Source organism: Burkholderia sp. MSMB1072 (assembly GCF_001524725.1).
Lineage (GTDB): Bacteria > Pseudomonadota > Gammaproteobacteria > Burkholderiales > Burkholderiaceae > Burkholderia.
This window is the reverse complement of record NZ_LOYC01000035.1, coordinates 150,655-170,856: the sequence shown is the minus strand read 5'-3', so window position 1 is coordinate 170,856 and position 20,202 is coordinate 150,655. Positions and strand designations below refer to the sequence as shown.

The window sequence follows — 20,202 nt, the reverse complement described above, 5'->3', positions numbered from 1 at the left end:
GTCTGTGTTCCCAATGTGCGCCGTTCAGGCGGCCTGCGACGATTCGAGAAAATCCTGCGCGAAACGCTGCAGCACGCCGCCGGCCTCGTAGATCGACACTTCCTCGGCCGTATCGAGCCGGCACGTCATCGGCACCTCGACGCGCTCGCCGTTCCTGCGGTGAATCACGAGCGTCAGGTCGGCGCGCGGCGTGCGCTCGCCGATCACGTCGAAGGTCTCGGTGCCGTCGATACCGAGCGTCGTCCGGTTGGTGCCCGGCTTGAACTCGAGCGGCAGCACGCCCATCCCGATCAGGTTGGTGCGGTGGATCCGCTCGAAGCCTTCGGCGGCGATCGCCTCGACGCCCGCGAGCCGCACGCCCTTCGCGGCCCAGTCGCGCGACGAGCCCTGGCCGTAGTCGGCGCCGGCGATCACGATCAGCGGCTGCTTGCGATTCATGTACGTCTCGATCGCTTCCCACATCCGCATGACCTTGCCTTCCGGCTCGACGCGAGCGAGCGAGCCCTTCTTCACCGCGCCGTCGACGACCGCCATCTCGTTGATCAGCGTCGGGTTCGCGAAGGTCGCGCGCTGCGCGGTCAAGTGGTCTCCCCGGTGCGTCGCGTACGAGTTGAAGTCCTCTTCCGGCAGGCCCATCTTCGCGAGGTACTCGCCGGCCGCGCTGTTCGGCAGAATCGCGTTCGACGGCGACAGGTGGTCGGTCGTGATGTTGTCGCCGAGCACCGCGAGCGGGCGCATGCCCTTCAACGTGCGCTCGCCGGCCAGCGCCCCTTCCCAGTACGGCGGGCGGCGGATGTAGGTGCTCTGCGCGCGCCAGTCGTACAGCGGCGCCGCGCGCTCGCCGGCGTCGGCGCTGCGCGCGAACATCGGCTCGTAGACCTTGCGGAACTGCTCGGGCTTCACGCTCGACGCGACGATCGCATCGATCTCCTCGTCGGTCGGCCAGATGTCCTTCAGCGTGACGGGCTGGCCGTCGGGGCCGTGGCCGAGCACGTCCCGCTCGATGTCGAAGCGGATCGTGCCGGCGATCGCATACGCGACCACGAGCGGCGGCGACGCGAGGAACGCCTGCTTCGCATACGGGTGAATGCGGCCGTCGAAATTGCGGTTGCCGGACAGCACGGCCGTCGCGTACAGGTCGCGATCGACGATCTCCTGCTGGATCTTCGGGTCGAGCGCGCCCGACATCCCGTTGCAGGTCGTGCACGCGAACGCGACGATGCCGAAGCCGAGCTTCTCGAGTTCCGGCAGCAGGTTCGCTTCTTCGAGATACAGCTGAACCGCCTTCGAGCCGGGCGCGAGCGAGCTCTTCACCCACGGCTTGCGCGTGAGGCCCTTCGCATTCGCGTTGCGCGCGAGCAGGCCCGCGGCGATCACGTTGCGCGGGTTGCTGGTGTTCGTGCAGCTCGTTATCGCGGCGATGATCACCGCGCCGTCGGGCATCTGGCCCGGCTTGTCTTCCCACTGGCCGGCGATGCCGCGCGCGGCGAGATCGGACGTCGGCAGCCGCTTGTGCGGGTTCGACGGGCCGGCCATGTTGCGCACGACGCTCGACAGGTCGAACGTCAGCGTGCGCTCGTATTGCGCATCGGCCAGCGTGTCGGCCCACAGGCCGGCCGCCTTCGCGTACGTCTCGACGAGCTTCACCTGCTCGTCGCTACGGCCGGTGAGGCGCAGGTAGTCGATCGTCTGGCCGTCGATGAAGAACATCGCGGCCGTCGCGCCGTATTCGGGCGCCATGTTCGAGATCGTCGCGCGATCGCCAAGCGTCAGGCTCGCCGCGCCTTCGCCGCGGAACTCCAGGTACGCGCCGACCACCTTTTCCTTGCGCAGGAACTCGGTCAGCGCGAGCACCACGTCGGTCGCGGTGATGCCGGGCTGGCGCTTGCCGGTCAACTCGACGCCGACGATGTCGGGCAGGCGCATCCACGACGCGCGGCCGAGCATCACGTTCTCGGCTTCGAGGCCGCCGACGCCGATCGCGATCACGCCGAGCGCGTCCACGTGCGGCGTGTGGCTGTCGGTGCCGACGCAGGTGTCCGGGAACGCGACGCCATCCTGCGCCTGGATCACCGGCGACATCTTCTCGAGATTGATCTGGTGCATGATGCCGTTGCCCGGCGGGATCACGTCGACGTTCTCGAACGCCCTCTTCGTCCACTCGATGAAGTGGAAGCGATCCTCGTTGCGGCGATCCTCGATCGCGCGGTTCTTCGCGAACGCGTCCGGATCGAAGCCGCCGCATTCGACGGCGAGCGAGTGGTCGACGATCAGTTGCACCGGCACGACCGGGTTCACCTTCGCCGGGTCGCCGCCGCCGTCCGCGATCGCGTCGCGCAGGCCGGCGAGATCGACGAGCGCCGTCTGCCCGAGGATGTCGTGGCACACCACGCGCGCCGGGAACCACGGGAAATCGCGTTCGCGCTTGCGCTCGACGATCTGCTTCAGCGACTCGGCGAGGATCGCCGGATCGCAACGGCGCACGAGGTTTTCGGCGAGCACGCGCGACGTGTACGGCAGCGTGTCGTAGGCGCCGGGCGCGATCGCGTCGACCGCGGCACGCGCGTCGAAATAGTCCAGCGACGTGCCGGGCAGGGGTTTGCGGTTGGCGGTATTCATGATGTGGGGCGGGAATTCGGGGTATGACGCGCCGCGCGCGCCTGCCGCCCGCCTCGCGGGCGCCGGTGCGCGCGGCGGGCGTGTCAGCGCTTCTCGATCGGTACGAACTGCAGGTCTTCCGGGCCCGTGTAGTTCGCGCTCGGGCGGATGATCTTGTTGTCGATGCGCTGCTCGATGATGTGTGCGCTCCAGCCCGACGTGCGCGAGATCACGAACAGCGGCGTGAACATCGCGGTCGGCACGCCCATCATGTGATACGACACCGCGCTGAACCAGTCGAGGTTCGGGAACATCTTCTTCGCGGCCCACATCACCGATTCCAGGCGCTCGGCGATGTCGTACAGCTTCAGGTCGCCCGCTTCCTTCGACAGCTTGTGCGCGACGCCCTTGATCACCTTGTTGCGCGGATCGGAGATCGTGTAGACCGGGTGGCCGAAGCCGATCACGACTTCCTTGTTCTCGACGCGGCGGCGGATGTCGGCTTCGGCGTCGTCCGGCGAGCTGTAGCGGCTCTGGATCTCGTACGCGACTTCGTTCGCGCCGCCGTGCTTCGGCCCGCGCAGCGCGCCGATCGCGCCGGTGATCGCCGAGTAGATGTCCGATCCCGTGCCCGCGATCACGCGGCCCGTGAACGTCGACGCGTTGAATTCGTGCTCCGCGTACAGGATCAGCGACGTGTGCATCGCCTCGACCCACGACTTCGACGGCGTCTTGCCGTGCAGCAGGTGCAGGAAGTGGCCGCCGATCGAGTCGTCGTCGGTTTCGGTCTCGATGCGCTTGCCGTTGTGCGAGAAGTGATACCAGTACAGCAGCATCGAGCCGAGCGACGCCATCAGGCGGTCGGCGATGTCGCGCGCGCCCGGCAGATTGTGGTCGTCCTTCTCCGGCAGCACGGTGCCGAGCACCGACACGCCCGTGCGCATCACGTCCATCGGGTGGGCCGACGCCGGAATCTGTTCGAGTGCGGCCTTCAGCGCGCTCGGCAGGCCGCGCAGCGCACGCAGCTTGGCCTTGTAGGCGGCCAGTTCGGTCAGGTTCGGCAGCGTGCCGTGCACGAGCAGGTGCGCGATTTCCTCGAACTCGCACGATTCGGCGACGTCGAGAATGTCGTAGCCGCGATAGTGCAGGTCGTTGCCGGTCTTGCCGACCGTGCACAGCGCGGTGTTGCCGGCCGTCACGCCCGACAGCGCCACCGACTTCTTCGGCTTGAATGCGCCTGCGGCGGCCGGTGCTGCTGCGTCTTTCGTCTCGCTCATGTTTTCCTTCTCCAATGGGTATCGGGGGGTGCGGGCCGCGTTACTTCTTGCCCTGCGCGAACAGTTCGTCGAGCTTGCGCTCGTATTCGTGATAGCCGAGGAAGTCGTACAGCTCGGCGCGCGTCTGCATCGTCGGCACGGCTGCCTTCTGCGTGCCGTCGCGGCGCAGCGTTTCGTAGAAGTTCAGCGCAGCCTTGTTCATCGCGCGATACGCGCCGCAGCAGTACAGCGCGATGTCGACGTTCGCCTCGCGCAGCTCTTCGACCGTAAACAGCGGCGTCGAGCCGAATTCGGTCAGGTTCGCGAGGATCGGCACCTTCACGGCCGCCTTGAAGCGACGATAGTCGTCGAGCGTCTTCATCGCTTCCGGGAAGATCATGTCCGCGCCGGCTTCGACGTACGCGACCGCGCGCTCGATCGCCGAGTCGATCCCTTCGGCGGCGGCCGCATCGGTACGCGCCATGATCACGAACTGGTCGTCGGTGCGCGCATCGACCGCGGCCTTCACGCGATCGACCATTTCGTCGGTCGGCACGACTTCCTTGCCCGGGCGGTGGCCGCAGCGCTTCTGGCCGACCTGGTCCTCGAGGTGCACGGCCGCGACGCCGGAGTTGATGAACGAGCGGATCGTGCGCGCGATGTTGAAGGCGCCGCCCCAGCCCGTGTCGATGTCGACCAGCAGCGGCAGGTCGGTCGCGTTGGTGATCCGGGTCGCGTCGATCAGCACGTCTTCCATCGTGCTGATGCCGAGGTCGGGGATGCCGAGCGAGTTCGCCGCGACGCCGCCGCCCGACAGGTACACGGCCTTGAAGCCGACGGCCTGCGCCATCTTGGCCGCGTACGCGGTGATCGCGCCGACCACCTGCAGCGGCTGCTCGGCCGCGACTGCCGCGCGGAATTTCGCGCCGGCGCTCTGAAGATGCGTATTGCTCATGAACGGCCTCCTGATGGAATGCCCGATAACAGCAAGGACCGGGCCAGCTTGCGAAACGCCGCTAACCCACTGATTCTTAAGCAACCGCCGAGCGCGTTGCATCGGTCGCTCATTTCAATTCGGCAATTTCATGTTTCAAAAATGAAATCGCGCGCGCATAATCGGCCGTCATGGACCTCTCTTCGACCAAGCCCGTCGGCCCTGCCGACCGCATGGTGCGCCCGCGCATCTGGGCGATGGGTATCAGCCGCCTGCGCGACCTGTTTCGCGAGATCGCCGGCGAATTCGACGAACGCGCCGACGTGCGCATCGTGACGCGCGCGTACGAGGACGCGCTGAGCGCGATCGCCGAGGCCGGCGCCGCGCGGCCCGACGTGATCGTCGCGGCCGGCTCGAACGGCGGCTTCCTGAAAACGCGGGCGCAGGTGCCGGTGGTGGTCGTGTCTCCGACCGGCTTCGACGTGATGCAGGCGCTCGCGCGCGCGCGGCGCGATGCAGCGCGGATCGCGCTCGTCAGCGCCGGCGAAACGCCGCCCGAGGTGCGCCGCTTCGTCGCCGCGTACGGCCTCGACGTGCAGTTTGCGTCATATCAGTCCGCGCAGGAAGCGGAAGCCTGCGTGCACGACCTGCACGATCGCGGCATCGAGACGATCGTCGGCCCGGGCCTCGTCACCGATCTCGCGGCGAGCGCCGGCATGGGCGCGGTGTTCCTGTATTCGCATGCGTCGGTGCGCAAGGCGGTCGAGACGGCGCTCGAAGTCGCGTATGCGACGCACGCCGAGACATTCCGCCGCCAGCGGCTCGACACGCTGCTGCAGCACCTGCGCGACGGCGTGGTCGCGCTCGACGCGCACGGCCGCGTCGAGGCGATCAACGAACGGCTCGCGTCGGCGCTCGGGGTCGAACCGGCGGCGGCCGTCGGCCGTGCGCTCGTCGACCTGCGGCCCGAGCTGCGCACGCTGCGCGGCGAAGACGGCGACGCGCTCGCGACGATACGCGGCGTGCGCTACGTCGTGCATCGCGGGCCGCTGGTCGATCGCGGCGTCACGTCGGGCAGCGTGCTGACGTTCCAGGAATCGCGCGCGGTCGAACGGCTCGATCGCGCGTTGCGGTCGCAACCGACCACGCAGCAGTTCGCCGCACGCTACGCGCTCGACGACGTGGTCGGCGCATCGGCGCCGATGACGCGCGTGCGCGAGCTCGTGCGCCGCTACGCGAAATCCGACGCGACCGTGCTCGTGCTCGGCGAAAGCGGCACCGGCAAGGAAATGATCGCGCAGAGCCTGCACGCGCTGTCCGCGCGGCGCAACTATCCGTTCGTCGCGGTCAACTGCGGCGCGTTTCCGGAAGCGCTGCTCGAGAGCGAACTGTTCGGCTATGAAGAAGGCGCGTTCACCGGCGCGCGGCGCGGCGGCAAAACCGGCTTGTTCGAGGCCGCGCACCGCGGCACGCTGTTTCTCGACGAGATCGGCGAGATGCCGCCGTCGCTGCAGAGCCGGCTGCTTCGCGCGCTGCAGGAGCGCGAGGTGATCCGCCTCGGCTCGACCGAGCCGATCCGCATCGACGTGCGCGTGATCGCCGCGACGCACCGGCCGCTGCTCGCGGCCGTCGAGGCCGGCACGTTCCGCGCGGATCTCTATTACCGGCTCAACATCCTGAACGTCGGCCTGCCGCCGCTGCGCGAGCGCGCGGCCGACATTCCCGCGCTCGCGGCGACGCTGCTCGTGCAGGCTGCGCGGCGCGAGCCGCGTCTCGCCGAACGCGTGCGCGACACCGACGACGCGCTGCGTGTGCTCGACGCGACGCAAGCGACGCTCGCGCGCTACCGCTGGCCCGGCAACGTCCGCGAACTGCAGAACGTGGTCGAGCGGATCGCGGTGGAGCTGGCGGAGGAAGCCGACGAAAGCGATCCGGGCGCCGCGTGCGCGGCGCTCGCCCCCGGAGCGCTGCAGGCGATCGCGCCCGAACTGTTCGCCGCGCCGCCCGACGCCGACGACACGCAAACACTGCATGCGCGCCGCCGTCGCGCGGAAGCCGACGAGATCCGTGCGGTGCTCGACGCGTGCGGCGGCGACCGCGACCGCGCGTGCGCGATGCTCGGCATCAGCAAGACGACGCTGTGGCGGAAGCTGTCGGCGAAATAGGTTCGGGCCGCCCGGTCATTCGGCCTTGTGATAGTGGCGATACGCCTTCGCGCGATTGCCGCACGACGACATCGAGCACCAGCGTCGGCTGCCGTTCTTGCTGTCGTCGATGAACAGCCACTGGCATGCATCGTTCGCACAGCGCTTGACCTTCGCGAGCCGCGTGCCGCCGAGCAGGTCGATCGCCGACCACAGCACCGGGCTCAGCAGCCCCGCGAGCGTGGCGCCCGGCGCGTCGATCCGCCACGCATAGCGGCCATCGACGCGCACCGGCGCAACGCGCGGCGACGCTTCCGCCAGAAAGCCGCCGAGCAGCGCGAGATCGGCATCCCGCGGCTCGCGCTGCTCCGCCTGGGCGTGAAACAGCCGGTATAGCGCCTCGCGCAACGCGAGCGCCTGCGCGAGCATCGTCGGCGCGTCGCCCTTTTTCTCTTCGTCAGGCACGCGACATGCGTCGGCCAGCTCGGCCGGTACGCCCGCCTGTTCGCGGCACCACGCCAGCAGGTCGTCCAGCGTGCCGAAGGTTTCCGTCGGCGGGTCGCTGCCGCGCCAGTACAGCGTGTTCGCGAAATCGAGGCTCAGCGTTTCGGACGGCGCCGGGATCAGGCAGTCCGTCGTGACGGAAGGTTGCGTTTTTCTCATGGTGCGATCGTATCTAACCACCATGCCGGTTGACAAGCGTCCGAGCGATTTCTAACATAACCGCCATGGTGGTTAAAAACAGGGGGCTGCACTGCCCTTCGATCCAAGGAGACACAGATGATCGATCGTCTTTCGTTCAACGTTATCCACATCGCCGCCGGCCGCACGTACGACGACATCACGCTCGGCGCGCTTCGCTACAAGCGGCTGGCATGGTGTCTATAAGCAGGTTCGCCGCACTGAAGTCCCCCTCAGTCCAAAGGAGCTACAGATGATCGATCACCTTTCGTTCGGCGTTGCACACATCGGCCGCAGCCGCACCTTCTACGACAGCGCGCTCGGCGCACTCGGCTACAAGCGTCTGTATAGCGACGACGGCGCCATCGGGTACGGCACGACCGAGCCCGAGCTGTGGTTGCAGCACGCGGCTCGCCCCGTCGTCGCCGATCCCGATTCGGGATTGCACCTGTCGTTCAAGGCCGCGTCGCCGGTCGAGGTCGATGCGTTCTACCGCGCCGCGCTCGAGCACGGCGGCAAGGACAACGGCGGGCCCGGCAAGCGCGAGCACTACGGCCCCGGCTATTACGCGGCGTTCGTCGTCGATCCCGACGGGTATCGGCTCGAAGCGCATTGCGAGCTCGACAACGTCGTCTGATCCGCTGCGTGCGGACGCCGACGAACGACAAAGGCCCGATTCCGCATCGCGCGGAATCGGGCCCATGGTTTCGGCTACATCGTCGTTCGGTGCGCGCCGGTCGCGGCGGCGGTCGTGCCCACGGGTCGGGCAGCATGGCCCGCGCGCGCGGCTACATGCTCCCGCCGGCCCGCGCCGTTCACGCGCTCATTGCGCGTTACGCGTGCTCTGCAACTGCTCGCCGAGCCCTTCGATCCCGAGGCGCACCGTCTGGCCGGCCCTCAGGAACACCGGCGACGGCTTGATGCCCATGCCGACGCCCGGCGGCGTACCGGTCGTGATCACGTCGCCCGGCTGCAGCGTCATGCAGGTCGACAGATACGCGATCAGTTGCGCGACCGTGAACACCATCGTGCGCGTGTTGCCGTTCTGATAGCGGTGGCCGTCGACTTCGAGCCACAGGTGGAGACGCTGCGGATCCGGCACTTCGTCGCGCGTGACGAGCCACGGGCCGAGCGGGCCGAACGTGTCGAAGCCCTTGCCCTTGTCCCACTGGCCGCCGCGCTCGATCTGCCATTCGCGCTCGGACACGTCGTTGACGACGCAGTAGCCCGCGACGTAATCGAGCGCGCGCGCTTCGTCGACGTCCTTGCACGTCGCGCCGATCACGACACCCAGCTCCACTTCCCAGTCGGTCTTGACCGAACCCTTCGGGATGTCGATGCCGTCGTTCGGGCCGCAGATCGAACTCGTCCACTTGCCGAACACGACCGGCTCCTTCGGCACCGCCATGCCGGCTTCGGCCGCGTGGTCGGCATAGTTCAGGCCGATGCCGATGAACTTGCCGACGCGACCGACGCACGCGCCGATACGCGGCTCCCCGGACACGAGCGGCAGCGTGGCAGGATCGATCGCGCGCAGCCGCGCGAGACCCGCGTCGGACAGCACATCGCCGGCAAGGTCCGGCACATGCGCGGACAAGTCGCGAATCCGGCCGGCCGCGTCGAGGATGCCGGGCTTTTCCTGGCCGGACGGGCCATAGCGAAGCAGTTTCATCGTGCTTAACCTCTGTTGTCGAATGGGACAGGATACCGGCCGACGCGGCCTTTCGCGGCCGCGCGCCGGACGGGTTGTCGATCGTCGAGTGCACGCGTCGGCGCCGTATGCGGCGTGCCGTCGACGCGCGAGAGTCGCGCGGGCGCAGCGATCGCGGCGCCGTACGACGGTACGGCGCGCATCGAACGGGCGGCCGCCGGTCTGCGCATCGGCGACGACGGCCCGGCATCCGCGACGCGTGCCGGCCTATGCCGGCCGGCTGCACGCGCGGCCGCGCCGTCGCTGGCCCGCAAGCCTTTGTACCATCGGCCGCGCGCCGTGAAATGACGCGCGACGGATACCGACTATTGGTGCGCCTGCCGACGCTGCGGCGCAGCACCCGCTGCACCCACGTCGATCGCTCGGCCGTCATTCGCGGCGGTGCCTGCCATCGGTGCATGAATACTGGCAATTCGGGGTGCCCCTGTCATCGAAAACGTTTGCCCATCCGTTCTTGTTCGGTAACGATCGGTAAAAAGACGCTGCATTGCACACTGTATGTTTATTGCTAAGCTCACACGGATGGTTTCCATGGCTCCGCGGGGCCGCCCTATACGCGTGCAGAACCGGCCAGCGTGCGTCGCCGACCGATCGACGGTAATCCCCCAACCTCACACCGACAATGCAGACAACCAACGACCCGCTTCCCGGCTGCGACGCACGGGAATCGATGGCCGCAATCGACCGCTATCGCGCACCCGCGCTCGACAAGGGCCTCGACATTCTCGAACTCCTGTCCGAGCAGAAGGAAGGACTCACCCGCACCGAAATCACGAAGGAGCTCGGCCGTAACGCGAGCGAGATCTACCGGATGCTCGAACGCCTCGTCGCGCGCCGCTACGTGATGCGTTCGACCGGCGGCGACCGCTACACGCTCAGCCTCAAGCTGTTCGCACTTGCGCACCGGCATCCGCCGATGAACCGGCTGATCGCCGAGGCGCTGCCGCCGATGCAGCGCTTCGCCGATGCCGCCGAGCAGTCGTGCCACCTGTCCGTCTACGATCGCGGCAACCTGCTCGTGATCGCGCAGGTGGACGGGCCCGGCCCGTGGGGCGTGTCGGTCCGGCTCGGCTCGCGCGTCGGCCTCGCCGATACGGCGTCGGGCTGCATGATGCTGGCGTACCAAAGCGCCGAGCAACGCGCGCATATGCTGGCCGAGCACTGCAAGGTCAAGGGCGAGGCGCCGCTGAACGAGCAGGAGCTCGCGAATGCGTGTCAGTCGATCCGGCAGTCCGGCTATCTGCGCCAGGACAGCCGGCAAGCGTACGGCGTGACCGACCTGACCGTGCCGATCCTCGGGCCGGCCGGCCACGCGATCGCGGTGCTGACCTGCCCGTACATGCGCCGGATCGATGCGCACATGGCGCCGTCCGTCGACGTGGTCGTCGGGGCACTGCGCGATACGGCCGCACATCTGTCGATGTGCCGCACCGAGACCTGCTGACGCGCGGGTTACCCGGCAAAATGCACGGGCACGGCGCAGCGGCGCCGGCTCCGGGTATGCGCGACGCCCGTGCGGTGCCCGATGCGCGGCGTCGCATCGGGCACCCGCGGCGCTACGCTAGAATAGCGGCCCTCTCAAAAACTACGGCGGCCGGTTGTCACGGCCGTCGTATTCGATGGATGTCATGGCCAAACTTCTGAACGATCAAGAATTCCAGCGTTTCTCCGAACTTCAGCAGAAGCAGGCAAGCTTCACGATCACGCCCGAGGAAGCGGACGAGTTGCGCGATATCGTCGCGCGCGCGCAGAAAAAGCGCGACGATCGTGCCGCCGCAATGCAGGCGATCGAAAACTACATCGAGCAGTTCGACATCACACCCGACGAACTCTTCTCGCCCGAGCAGATCGGCGACGCGGCGCGCACCTACGGGCTCATCACGGCGACCAAGAAGGAACGCACGCTGCCGCCGTCGATCACGTTCAACGGCAAGCCGTACCAGTGGACCAAGACGCTTCCCGACGACGTGCGCGGCGCACTGTTCGACGCGTTCACGTCCGGCGAGTCGGTCAGGCGCTTCATCGCGATGCCGAAAGACACCGCGCGTTGTGCGCTCACGATCGCCCGCCTCGAACGCGAAACCGGTGCAGTCTATGCCGATGCGCACCTCGAGGAACTCGCGATTTCGCGCGACCAGGTGAACGACGCGGCGTCGAAACTCGCTGCGTGAATGTAATCGCGGGCACGGTTCCTGCGTGCCCGCACTCGCGCTTCACGCCGGCACGGGCCGGCGTCGCGCCCACGGGAGCCGTGCGTCAGCATGCTCCCGAAAAAGCTCACCTCGGCATCCTGCAAGCGCTCACCATGGTCTCCCGAAAAGCCTCACCCGAGACTCCGGAGACGCTCACTGACGGCTCCCGAACGTCCTCACCAATCGCTCCCGCAGGTGCTCACCGAAGCCTCCCGGAAAGGCTCACCGGCGTCTCCCGCAGGTACTCACCGGCCGTTCCCGGGAGAGCTCACCGAACCCTCCCGTATCGGCTCACCATGCTGCCCCGGAAAAGCTCACTCGCCGCTCCCGAAAAGTCTCACCTTGGCGACGGCTTTGAAAACGCGAGGCCGGAACACGGCAGCGAATGCTTGCAGGCACATCGGTGGAAACGGCTGCGGCGGACCAATATCGCAGCACGCTGCGAGCATCGCCGGACACCATGCGTGCGTTGCTGTATCGCTTCGACCGGCAGCTCCGACACGTTGCCGAACGCTTTGCTTCAAGGCCGCCCCGAATGCTTTGCATTCCTTATTTAGCGTGCGACATGGCGAGATGTTCGGACGCGTCGACGCCATGCGCTGCCCCAAGCGCCGGACCTGAAGCCGACGCCTACGGCTGCAACTTCATCCTGAAACCCACGACGCCGGGCTCCTCCGTCGTCGACACCGCAAACCCGCACGATTTCGCGAGCGAGATCATCGCCGAATTCTCGCGCAGCGCCTCGCCGACCATCCAGGTGGTGCCGCGCGAGCGCGCGTAGTCGATGATGCGGGTCATCATCAGCCGGCCGAGCCCCTTGCCCTTTTGATCCGGCCGTACCGCGATCGCGAACTCCGCCGTCTCGTTGTCGGGATCGGCGACCGCACGCGCGACCGCGAGCGTGTGGTCGCGCCCCGACACATCGGTGAACGACACGATGAAAGCCATCTCACGGTCGTAGTCGATCTGCGTCATGCGCGCCACCTGCGAGTGATCGAAGCTGCGCACCGCGCCGAAGAAACGCATCCGCAGATCTTCCGGCGTCATCGCACCGAGCAGCTCGTTGTGTGCGGCCTCGTCTTCCGGACGGATCGGACGGATCGTCACCGTCTCGCCGCGCCACTCGAGCGTCTGCTCGAGGTGCCGCGGATACGGCATGATCGCGAGCCGGCTACGCCCCGAAGCCAGCGTGATGCGTGACGCGACCACCCACGTTCGGTCGGACAGCACGCGCAGCGTGATCGACATCGCAACGACTTCGCGCACGTCGCACACGACCTGCGACAGCGCCGTCAGCGCGTCGAGCGTCGGCTCGACGGGCGTGCTGCGCGCATACGGCGAACGCTCCATCACTGCGCGGGCGAGCACCGTGTTCAGCGGCGGCAGGCCGTAGACGACGAGCGGCGCCGATACGCCGTCGGCCGGTGGCACGGCATAGCGAAACACCGGACCGAAGTTCGAATCGTCGTACATGTCGACCGTGATGTCGACGACGTTCTTGCCGGCCGGTTCGTTGGGCTGCTCGCCCTGCAGACCGAAACGGGACAGCCAGTGCAGCGCGGCTTCGCCGGCCAGCTCATGCTGACCGGCTTCGACCATGCGACGTGCGTCGGCTTGGGCAGACGCCACGCACTCGGCCGGCTGCGGCGGCGTACCCTCCGGCGTCTGCATCAGCAATTGGCGCCCGAGGTTGTAGTCGACGAGACGCGCATACGCGCGGGCGAGCCGCTGCGGCGTCGTGTGCACCGGAATGCCGTTCGCGTGCAGCGCATCGCGCGTCGCCGCGTCCACCGCGCCGAAGAAACACGCGAGGATGCCGCGATGCGCATGCTGCCGCGCGTCGATCAGCGTGCGCGCGACCGAATCGGCCGGCGCGCTGTGCGAAGTGGAATGAACGACGAACAGCGTGCCCGTCTGCGGAAACGGGGCGAGCGCCTTGATTGCCGCGGCAAAGTGCTCGGGGCGCGCGTCGTCGCCCAGCGTGAGCGGATTGCCGGGCGCCGCGAGGTGCGGCAGCGCCGCCGCGATGGCCGACGTTGCCGCGGGCGACCAGGCGGCCAGCACGTCGCGCACTTCGGCAACCGCATCGACCGCGAGTTTCGCCACGCCCGCATCGCTCGTCACGAGCGTCGCCGCGCCCCGCGCGGTGACGCGGCCGACGCCGAGCGTCTCGATTTCGTCGAGCAGATCGTCGAGCGCGTCGACGCGCACCATGCCCGCGCGCTGGAACGCCGCCGTATAGAGCGCATCGCCGGGATCGGCACGGCCGGTGCGCAACGCGAGCACCGGCTTGTTGCGTGCGGCCGCGCGCGCCGCCGACATGAACTTGCGCGCCGCGCGCACGGTATCGAGCTCGAGCAGGATCGCGCGCGTGCCGGGATCGCTCGCCAGATAGTCGAGGACGTCGCCCGCATCGACATCGGATTCGCTGCCGAGCGCGACGACATGCGAAAAGCCGAGGCCCCGCGCATCGGCCCAGCCAAGCACCGCGTTCGTCAGCGCATTCGATTGCGACACCCACGCGACGCCGCCCGATCGCGCCGTATAGGCAGGCGCGCCGAAATGCGCATGCCGCGCGGGCGACGACACGCCGAGACTGCCGGGCCCGACGATACGGAGCACGAACGGCTTCGCCGCCTTCAGCGTGCGATCGACCGCGGCGCGATCGGCCTCGGTGCGCGCCTCGCCGACGATCACCGCGATGCGCGTGCCGAGCTCGCCGAGCTTGCGCACGATGCCGGCCCAGGTCGCGGGCGGCGTGCAGATCACCGCAACCGACGGCGGCGTGGGCAGCCGGTCGACATCGGAGACGACCGCATGCCCGTCCAGCTCGCGATATTTCGGATTGACCGGCCACACGGGCCCCCGGAACGCGCCGTCGAGCACACGGGACCACACCATCGCGCCGATACTGCCGGCGCGCGACGACGCGCCGACGACCGCCACGGACTTGGGCTGGAACAACGCATCGAGATGGCGAACGGTCACATCGGCTCCCTGCGGTGACGAAAGACGACACGATCGGCATGCGGCCACGCAGGCCGTGCGCCGATCGACGCGAATCCCAAGCATAGGCGAAGCGCCCGCGACTGCCTATATGCCGAACGGCCGGCTATTCGACGGACGTCAATGCTCGCACCATGGACTGCAACCCACGCGGCCGGCGTCGCAGCACCAGTTCTTCCCGCGATGCACGTAACGCGGCACGACGCTGCAGCCGCTTCTCAAAGGTGAGGATTTACAGGAGCCAAGGTGAGTATCTTCGGGAATTGCACGACACACCGCGCCAGCATGCGAAAGGTGATGAAAATCCGCGTCAGGCATGCACCGCGAAAAGCGCGAATGGCAATGCGCATGCATTGCGCCATTACGCGGCTGTTTACGGGAATTCGCGGCAATATGCGGCCGGATCGCGGCGAATTCGCAAAACGGGATCCGTTGATTGCGCGACGTTGCACTTCAATTCGCCCGGGAAAATCGCATGACGATTGCGCCAAAACAAAACGGTGCGAAGGCCGCATGGCCGTTCGCACCGTCGGTCGGCGCACGAAAGGTGAGGATTTTCGGGAGTCAGTCCTTGATCAGGAAACGTCCGCGATTCTTGCCCAGCCATGCGGGCGCCCGCCCGCGGCCGCTCCAGGTTTCGCCCGTCTTCGGGTTCAGGTACTTCGGCGGCAAGGGTCGCTTGGGCTTCGCAGCGGTAGCGGTGGCAGCCGATTTTGCCGGAAGAAAACCGAGCTCTTCCGGCGTAATGTCGTATTCGTCGATTTTCGCGCGGATTTCCGCAATCGCGTCGGCAACCGCCTTTTCACGTTCCTTGTCGATTTTTTGCTGAAGCCGTTCGAGCTGCGCGCTCAGTTGCCTGTAGGTCGCCATATGGATGGGACTCCATGAGTGTTATTCGTGAAAAACAAGGGACTCAAAGCAAACAGAAAAGCGCGTCGCCCGATCGTGATCTCCTCAGCAGGTCATTTCGGGATCAATAACCGCTCTTCTTCTTGCATGCGAAGAGAAGATTTCGCACGGCGTCATCCGTCGATTGCTGGATCACGTCGAAATCTCCGTTGCACATGGCCCGGGCATTGTCGGTGCAATTACTCCAGTCGCTGCCGGTGCATTGCACCTGAGTGGTCGGACGCCCGTCCGAAGTGAACAGCGGAGCACTGCCGCCGCACCCGCCGAGCCCTGCAACCAGAGCCAACATCACGGCCGCCCGAGGCCACCGACAGACCGACGCAAGCATGTGTTTCATCGTTCTTCCCGTCAACCTTTTTTTGAATGTCGCGAGTATGCCATGGGCAGCCCTTCGGCCGTCAGTCCGGCGTGCGCTCGGGTTGCCCGCGCGCCTTGTACGGCAAGTGCTTGCGCGGATCCTCGGTGATGCGAACGAAAACCTGCTCGACGTCCGGAAGCGCCTCGAATTCGCGTTGCAGCGCCTGACGATCGAACGTCGTATCCGCGCATCCTTCGACGTAGATGAAACGTCGCTGTACGGTGATCCACAAGCTCGTGCCGCGCAGACGATCGGAGCCGGCGAAGTGCGCCTTCGCGGCATCGGCGATCGACGCGTCATACATATACGAGTTCGGCTTCGTGCAGCGATGGGCGAGCCAGCAGGTCGTGCCGCGTTCGGCGCGGTAGTGCGCATCGTCCGTCATCTCGGCGCGCGTCATCCACGGGCCGAGCGGCAACGGGCATTCGGCCACGTCCTGCGACAGCGCGACGAACGGATCGTTGTACCAGTTGCGCCGCGCCTCGGGCGCATCGGCGTCGCCAGCCTGCGCGAGTGCGGCGCTCGCGAGCAACATGGTCAGCCATCCTGCAATGCCGATCCGCTTCATCGTGATCTCCCGTTCGATGCGTTACGTCGAGCCGCATCGGCATCGCCGATCGGCCTACCGGTCGATACCGAGCGCCGCCAGTTTCTTGTACAGCGTCGCGCGGCCGATCCCGATACGCGCGGCCGCTTCGACGACCTTCCCGTCACAGGCCGCCAGCGCATCGGTCAGAAACCGTCGCTCCCACGCCGCCAGCGCATCGGCATACGAGGCGGCCGGCGCACCGGATGCCGTCGACGCATCGCCCGCGCGCTGCTCGGCCGGTGCCGCGGCAACCCGCTGCGCCGGCGCGGCGCCCTCCGGCGAGATGCGCACCGGCCCCAGAAACGGCGCGAGCGCACGCGCGTCGATCACCGAACGGTCCGACAGCATCAGCGCGCGTTCGAGCGTATTGCGCAACTCGCGCACGTTGCCGGGCCACGGATACGCGCACAGCATCCGCAACGCATCGTCGGTCAGCTCGCAGTGCGCGGCGCGCCCGTGCTGGGCCGCCAGTTCCTCGAGCGTCGCGTAGACGAGCGCCGCGATGTCGGATGCGCGCTCGCGCAACGGCGGCGCATGAATCGTCAGCACGTTCAGCCGGTAATAGAGATCCGCGCGAAACCGCCCGGCTGCCACGAGCGCCGGCAGGTCGGCCGACGTGGCGGCAATGATGCGCACGTCCGCGCGCACGATCCGGTTCGAGCCGACCGGCTCGAACTCCTTGTCCTGCAGCACGCGCAGCAGCTTGCCCTGCAACGGCAGCGGCATGTCGCCGATCTCGTCGAGAAACAGCGTGCCGCGATCGGCCAGCTCGAATTTTCCGACGCGCCCCTTGCGATCGGCACCGGTGTACGCGCCGGGCGCCGCGCCGAAGAATTCGGTTTCGAGCAGCGTGTCGGGAATCGCGGCGACGTTGACGGTCACGAGCGGCTGGAGCGCACGCGCCGACGCCGCGTGAATCGCGTGAGCGAGCAGTTCCTTGCCGGTGCCCGTCTCGCCGAGCAGCAGCACCGGCGAATCGACCTGCGCGGCGCGACGCGCCTGGCGCTTGGTCTCGAGGCTCGCGGCACTCGTGCCGACGAAGCTCGCAAACGTGTATTTCGCGCGGCGCGCCTGGGCGAGCGAGCGCTGCGTCGCAATCAGTTGCTGCTGAAGCTGCGCGTAGCGGGAAAAAATCGGCGTGAGCGTCTTCAACTGGTCGAACAGCGCGAAGCCGATCGCGCCAACCGTCTCGCCGGCCTCGTTCTTCAACGGCAGGCGCGTGACGACGAGCGGCTCGCGGCCCGTCTCCATGATGTCGAGCAGGATCGGCTGCCCGGTCGACACGACCTCGCGCATCAGGCTGTTCGGAATCACGGCCTCGCAGTCGAGACCGACGGCCTGCTGCGGATCGGCGAACCCGAAGCGCGCCGCGTAACGCTCGTTCATCCACACCACGCGCGCGTTGCGATCGACCACCACCGTGCCCGCACTCGAATCCTCGAAGGTCCGGAACAGCGACTCGGCAGCGCGCCGCAGCACGTCGCCGTAGTTGACGGGCAGGCGGGCCCAGTCGTTCATCATCGTGTCTTCGTCTCCGTTTATCGTCGGCCGGATGTCTCCGGAACGAGACGGATTATCTCACTCCGGAGACACGCCGCAATGCGTTGTCCGGGAAAGCCCTGCACGATTTCGACGGTCGACCGGATGGCTAAAACGTCTCCGGATGGAGACGTTTTATGTAGAATCATCAGACCTGCACCGGCGCGAGGCCGCCGGCCGCAGGCGGACCCATGTCCGGCGGCGCAATCCGGCCGATGGCACGAAACCTGCACGAACCTGAGCCGGTCCGCGGCGCACCGCGCGATCGAACAACAACCAAAGCCATTAGGAGACTCCCTTGTCTTTCGTGATCGTCCTCGCCGCGCTGGCGTTCCTGATGTTTGCCGCGTATCGCGGCTACAGCGTGATCCTGTTCGCGCCGATCGCCGCGCTCGGAGCGGTGCTGCTGACCGAACCCGCCGCCGTCGCACCGGTCTTCTCCGGCATCTTCATGGAGAAGATGGTCGGCTTCGTCAAACTGTATTTCCCGGTCTTCATGCTCGGCGCCGTGTTCGGCAAGGTGATCGAACTGTCCGGGTTCTCCGAGTCGATCGTCCATGCGGCGATCCGCTACATCGGCCGCTCGCGCGCGAATGCGGTGATCGTCGCGGTGTGCGCGCTGCTCACCTATGGCGGCGTATCGCTGTTCGTCGTGGTGTTCGCGGTCTATCCGTTCGCGGCCGAACTCTATCGTCAGAGCAACATCCCGAAACGGCTGATGCCCGGCGCGATTGCACTCGGCGCGTTCTCGTTCACGATGGATTCGCTGCCCGGCACGCCGCAGATCCAGAACATCATCCCGACCACGTTCTTCAAGACGACTGCCTGGGCCGCGCCCGCGCTCGGCACGATCGGCTCGCTGTTCATCATCGTCGTCGGCCTCGCGTATCTCGAATGGCGCCGCCGTTCGGCGATGGCGAAGGGCGAAGGCTACGGCACGTCGCTCGTCAACGAGCCGGAGCGCGTCGAGGCAACGGCGCTGCCGCATCCCGCGCTGGCGATCCTGCCGCTGATCCTCGTCGGCGTGTCGAACTTCGCATTCACGAAGCTGATCCCGCAGTGGTACGGCGCCGCGTCTTACACGGTCGCGCCGGAAGTGCTGCCGGGCGTGCACGCGCCGGTCACGACGTCGATCAAGACGGTCGTCGCGATCTGGTCGGTCGAGGCCGCGCTGCTGCTCGGGATCGTGCTGGTCGTGCTGACCGCATTCAAGCGCGTCAGCGATCGCTTCGCGGCCGGCTCGAAGGCCGCCGTCGCCGGCGCGCTGCTCGCCGCGATGAACACCGCGTCGGAATACGGCTTCGGCGGCGTGATCGCCGCGCTGCCGGGCTTCCTCGTCGTCAGCGATGCGCTGAAGAGCATCCCGAACCCGCTCGTCAACGCAGCCGTGTCGGTCAGCTCGCTCGCGGGTATCACTGGCTCCGCGTCCGGCGGCATGAGCATCGCGCTCGCCGCGATGTCGGACCTGTTCATCAAGGGCGCGCAGGCGGCCAACATCCCGATGGATGTGCTGCACCGGGTCGTCGCGATGGCGAGCGGCGGCATGGACACGCTCCCGCACAACGGCGCGGTCATCACGCTGCTCGCCGTCACGGGCCTCACGCACCGCGAGTCGTATCGCGACATCTTCGCGGTCACCGTCATCAAGACGCTCGCGGTATTCTTCGTGATCGCCGTGTACTACGCGACGGGGCTCGTGTAAGCGTTGGCATCGGGGCGGCGTTTCGTGCGCCGCCTTCTCGCCTTTCAGGATCGGACCGCATGCGCACCGGAACGGATTCCGGCAAGCGCATCCGGTCCGATTTTCATTTCCCTGCGCCAAATCGACACGCCGGCCGTCGTCCGAGCCATCCCCCACCCATTGTTACCCGCAGCAAAACACTGCGTTGGGCGCGATCGCATTTTTCAGGCACCCGCCTCGGCCTACACTGGTTTCAACGCTCGCGGCGCTTCGACGAACGAAGCGCCGCGATTCACCGGAAATCGTGGAGGTCCCCATCATGAAACGCCTGATCCAAGCCATTGCCATCGCGCTGGCCGTCTCGGCCCCGTTCGCCGCGCAGGCCCAGTCGAACCCGCCGCTCACGCGCGCGCAGGTCCACGCCGAAGTCAAGGCGCTCAAGCAGGCCGGCTTCCAGTCGAGCGACTGGTTCTATCCGGCCAGCATCGTATCCGCCGAAGCGAAGATCGCCCGTCAGCACGACGCCGGATACGGCAGCGATCGCGGCGCGTCGTCGGAGTCGGGCCGGTAATCGTCGGCCCGCCCGGCGATCCCTCCGTGCGCC

The 20,202-nt window shown here is 67.3% G+C and carries 16 protein-coding genes; 6 read left to right on the top strand and 10 right to left on the bottom strand.

Annotation, left to right across the window (positions count from 1 at the left end):
• Positions 1–24: 24 nt before the first annotated feature.
• The 3 genes from acnD to prpB all read right to left on the bottom strand — a co-directional run bounded on the left by acnD (position 25) and on the right by prpB (position 4,809).
• Positions 25–2,619, bottom strand: coding sequence for a Fe/S-dependent 2-methylisocitrate dehydratase AcnD (acnD, locus tag WS89_RS19585; protein ID WP_059499501.1), 2,595 nt, complete (start codon positions 2,617–2,619; stop codon positions 25–27).
• Between the two features lie 83 nt (positions 2,620–2,702).
• Positions 2,703–3,875: a bifunctional 2-methylcitrate synthase/citrate synthase gene (gene prpC, locus WS89_RS19580; RefSeq protein WP_059792796.1), complete on the bottom strand. Its 1,173-nt coding sequence runs from the start codon at positions 3,873–3,875 to the stop codon at positions 2,703–2,705.
• Positions 3,876–3,915: 40 nt separating this feature from the next.
• The gene (gene prpB, locus WS89_RS19575; protein ID WP_059792794.1) at positions 3,916–4,809 is read right to left on the bottom strand and encodes a methylisocitrate lyase; all 894 of its coding nucleotides are present in this window, start codon (positions 4,807–4,809) and stop codon (positions 3,916–3,918) included.
• Positions 4,810–4,979: 170 nt separating this feature from the next.
• Between prpB and prpR the strand changes: the two genes are divergently transcribed.
• Positions 4,980–6,953, top strand: a complete 1,974-nt coding sequence (gene prpR, locus WS89_RS19570) for a propionate catabolism operon regulatory protein PrpR (RefSeq protein WP_059792792.1) — start codon at positions 4,980–4,982, stop codon at positions 6,951–6,953.
• A gap of 15 nt (positions 6,954–6,968) precedes the next feature.
• Here prpR and WS89_RS19565 read toward each other — a convergent pair whose 3' ends face one another.
• Positions 6,969–7,595 carry a CGNR zinc finger domain-containing protein gene (locus WS89_RS19565; RefSeq protein ID WP_257128187.1) on the bottom strand — a complete coding sequence of 209 codons (627 nt, stop codon included), beginning with the start codon at positions 7,593–7,595 and terminating at the stop codon, positions 6,969–6,971.
• Positions 7,596–7,866: 271 nt separating this feature from the next.
• Here WS89_RS19565 and WS89_RS19560 point away from each other — a divergent pair, with 271 nt between their 5' ends.
• Entirely contained in the window at positions 7,867–8,250 is a 384-nt protein-coding gene (locus WS89_RS19560; protein ID WP_027781675.1) for a VOC family protein, read from the top strand.
• Between the two features lie 186 nt (positions 8,251–8,436).
• Here WS89_RS19560 and WS89_RS19555 read toward each other — a convergent pair whose 3' ends face one another.
• Entirely contained in the window at positions 8,437–9,285 is an 849-nt protein-coding gene (locus WS89_RS19555) for an ureidoglycolate lyase (protein ID WP_059792788.1), read from the bottom strand.
• 661 nt (positions 9,286–9,946) lie between these two features.
• Here WS89_RS19555 and WS89_RS19545 point away from each other — a divergent pair.
• Both WS89_RS19545 and WS89_RS19540 read left to right on the top strand, forming a co-directional pair.
• Positions 9,947–10,768 carry an IclR family transcriptional regulator gene (locus WS89_RS19545; protein WP_059499508.1) on the top strand — a complete coding sequence of 274 codons (822 nt, stop codon included), beginning with the start codon at positions 9,947–9,949 and terminating at the stop codon, positions 10,766–10,768.
• 175 nt (positions 10,769–10,943) lie between these two features.
• A complete protein-coding gene (locus WS89_RS19540; RefSeq protein ID WP_059499509.1) occupies positions 10,944–11,495 on the top strand; it encodes a hypothetical protein in 552 nt (183 codons plus the stop codon).
• Between the two features lie 651 nt (positions 11,496–12,146).
• Here WS89_RS19540 and WS89_RS19535 read toward each other — a convergent pair.
• The 5 genes from WS89_RS19535 to WS89_RS19515 all read right to left on the bottom strand — a co-directional run bounded on the left by WS89_RS19535 (position 12,147) and on the right by WS89_RS19515 (position 17,899).
• On the bottom strand, positions 12,147–14,504 hold the full coding sequence (locus WS89_RS19535; RefSeq protein ID WP_059792783.1) for a GNAT family N-acetyltransferase: 2,358 nt from the start codon (positions 14,502–14,504) through the stop codon (positions 12,147–12,149).
• Between the two features lie 582 nt (positions 14,505–15,086).
• On the bottom strand, positions 15,087–15,392 hold the full coding sequence (locus tag WS89_RS19530; protein ID WP_059792781.1) for an H-NS histone family protein: 306 nt from the start codon (positions 15,390–15,392) through the stop codon (positions 15,087–15,089).
• 103 nt (positions 15,393–15,495) lie between these two features.
• On the bottom strand, positions 15,496–15,768 hold the full coding sequence (locus WS89_RS19525) for a hypothetical protein (protein WP_082741903.1): 273 nt from the start codon (positions 15,766–15,768) through the stop codon (positions 15,496–15,498).
• 61 nt (positions 15,769–15,829) lie between these two features.
• On the bottom strand, positions 15,830–16,357 hold the full coding sequence (locus WS89_RS19520) for a BON domain-containing protein (protein ID WP_059792779.1): 528 nt from the start codon (positions 16,355–16,357) through the stop codon (positions 15,830–15,832).
• A gap of 54 nt (positions 16,358–16,411) precedes the next feature.
• Positions 16,412–17,899: a sigma-54 interaction domain-containing protein gene (locus WS89_RS19515; RefSeq protein WP_059499513.1), complete on the bottom strand. Its 1,488-nt coding sequence runs from the start codon at positions 17,897–17,899 to the stop codon at positions 16,412–16,414.
• Between the two features lie 316 nt (positions 17,900–18,215).
• Here WS89_RS19515 and WS89_RS19510 point away from each other — a divergent pair, with 316 nt between their 5' ends.
• Entirely contained in the window at positions 18,216–19,619 is a 1,404-nt protein-coding gene (locus tag WS89_RS19510; RefSeq protein ID WP_059499514.1) for a GntP family permease, read from the top strand.
• A gap of 298 nt (positions 19,620–19,917) precedes the next feature.
• Positions 19,918–20,169: a DUF4148 domain-containing protein gene (locus tag WS89_RS19505; protein WP_027781686.1), complete on the top strand. Its 252-nt coding sequence runs from the start codon at positions 19,918–19,920 to the stop codon at positions 20,167–20,169.
• The last annotated feature ends 33 nt before the right edge of the window (positions 20,170–20,202 follow it).

Excerpts from the sequence above, each read along its gene's own strand:
- prpC (WP_059792796.1), bottom strand. The coding sequence starts at position 3,875 with ATGAGCGAGACGAAAGACGCAGCAGCACCGGCCGCCGCAGGCGCATTC.
- prpR (WP_059792792.1), top strand. The coding sequence starts at position 4,980 with ATGGACCTCTCTTCGACCAAGCCCGTCGGCCCTGCCGACCGCATGGTG.
- prpB (WP_059792794.1), bottom strand. The coding sequence starts at position 4,809 with ATGAGCAATACGCATCTTCAGAGCGCCGGCGCGAAATTCCGCGCGGCA.
- WS89_RS19525 (WP_082741903.1), bottom strand. The coding sequence starts at position 15,768 with ATGAAACACATGCTTGCGTCGGTCTGTCGGTGGCCTCGGGCGGCCGTG.
- WS89_RS19545 (WP_059499508.1), top strand. The coding sequence starts at position 9,947 with ATGCAGACAACCAACGACCCGCTTCCCGGCTGCGACGCACGGGAATCG.
- WS89_RS19520 (WP_059792779.1), bottom strand. The coding sequence starts at position 16,357 with ATGAAGCGGATCGGCATTGCAGGATGGCTGACCATGTTGCTCGCGAGC.
- acnD (WP_059499501.1), bottom strand. The coding sequence starts at position 2,619 with ATGAATACCGCCAACCGCAAACCCCTGCCCGGCACGTCGCTGGACTAT.
- WS89_RS19560 (WP_027781675.1), top strand. The coding sequence starts at position 7,867 with ATGATCGATCACCTTTCGTTCGGCGTTGCACACATCGGCCGCAGCCGC.
- WS89_RS19515 (WP_059499513.1), bottom strand. The coding sequence starts at position 17,899 with ATGATGAACGACTGGGCCCGCCTGCCCGTCAACTACGGCGACGTGCTG.
- WS89_RS19530 (WP_059792781.1), bottom strand. The coding sequence starts at position 15,392 with ATGGCGACCTACAGGCAACTGAGCGCGCAGCTCGAACGGCTTCAGCAA.
- WS89_RS19540 (WP_059499509.1), top strand. The coding sequence starts at position 10,944 with ATGGATGTCATGGCCAAACTTCTGAACGATCAAGAATTCCAGCGTTTC.
- WS89_RS19565 (WP_257128187.1), bottom strand. The coding sequence starts at position 7,595 with ATGAGAAAAACGCAACCTTCCGTCACGACGGACTGCCTGATCCCGGCG.
- WS89_RS19555 (WP_059792788.1), bottom strand. The coding sequence starts at position 9,285 with ATGAAACTGCTTCGCTATGGCCCGTCCGGCCAGGAAAAGCCCGGCATC.
- WS89_RS19505 (WP_027781686.1), top strand. The coding sequence starts at position 19,918 with ATGAAACGCCTGATCCAAGCCATTGCCATCGCGCTGGCCGTCTCGGCC.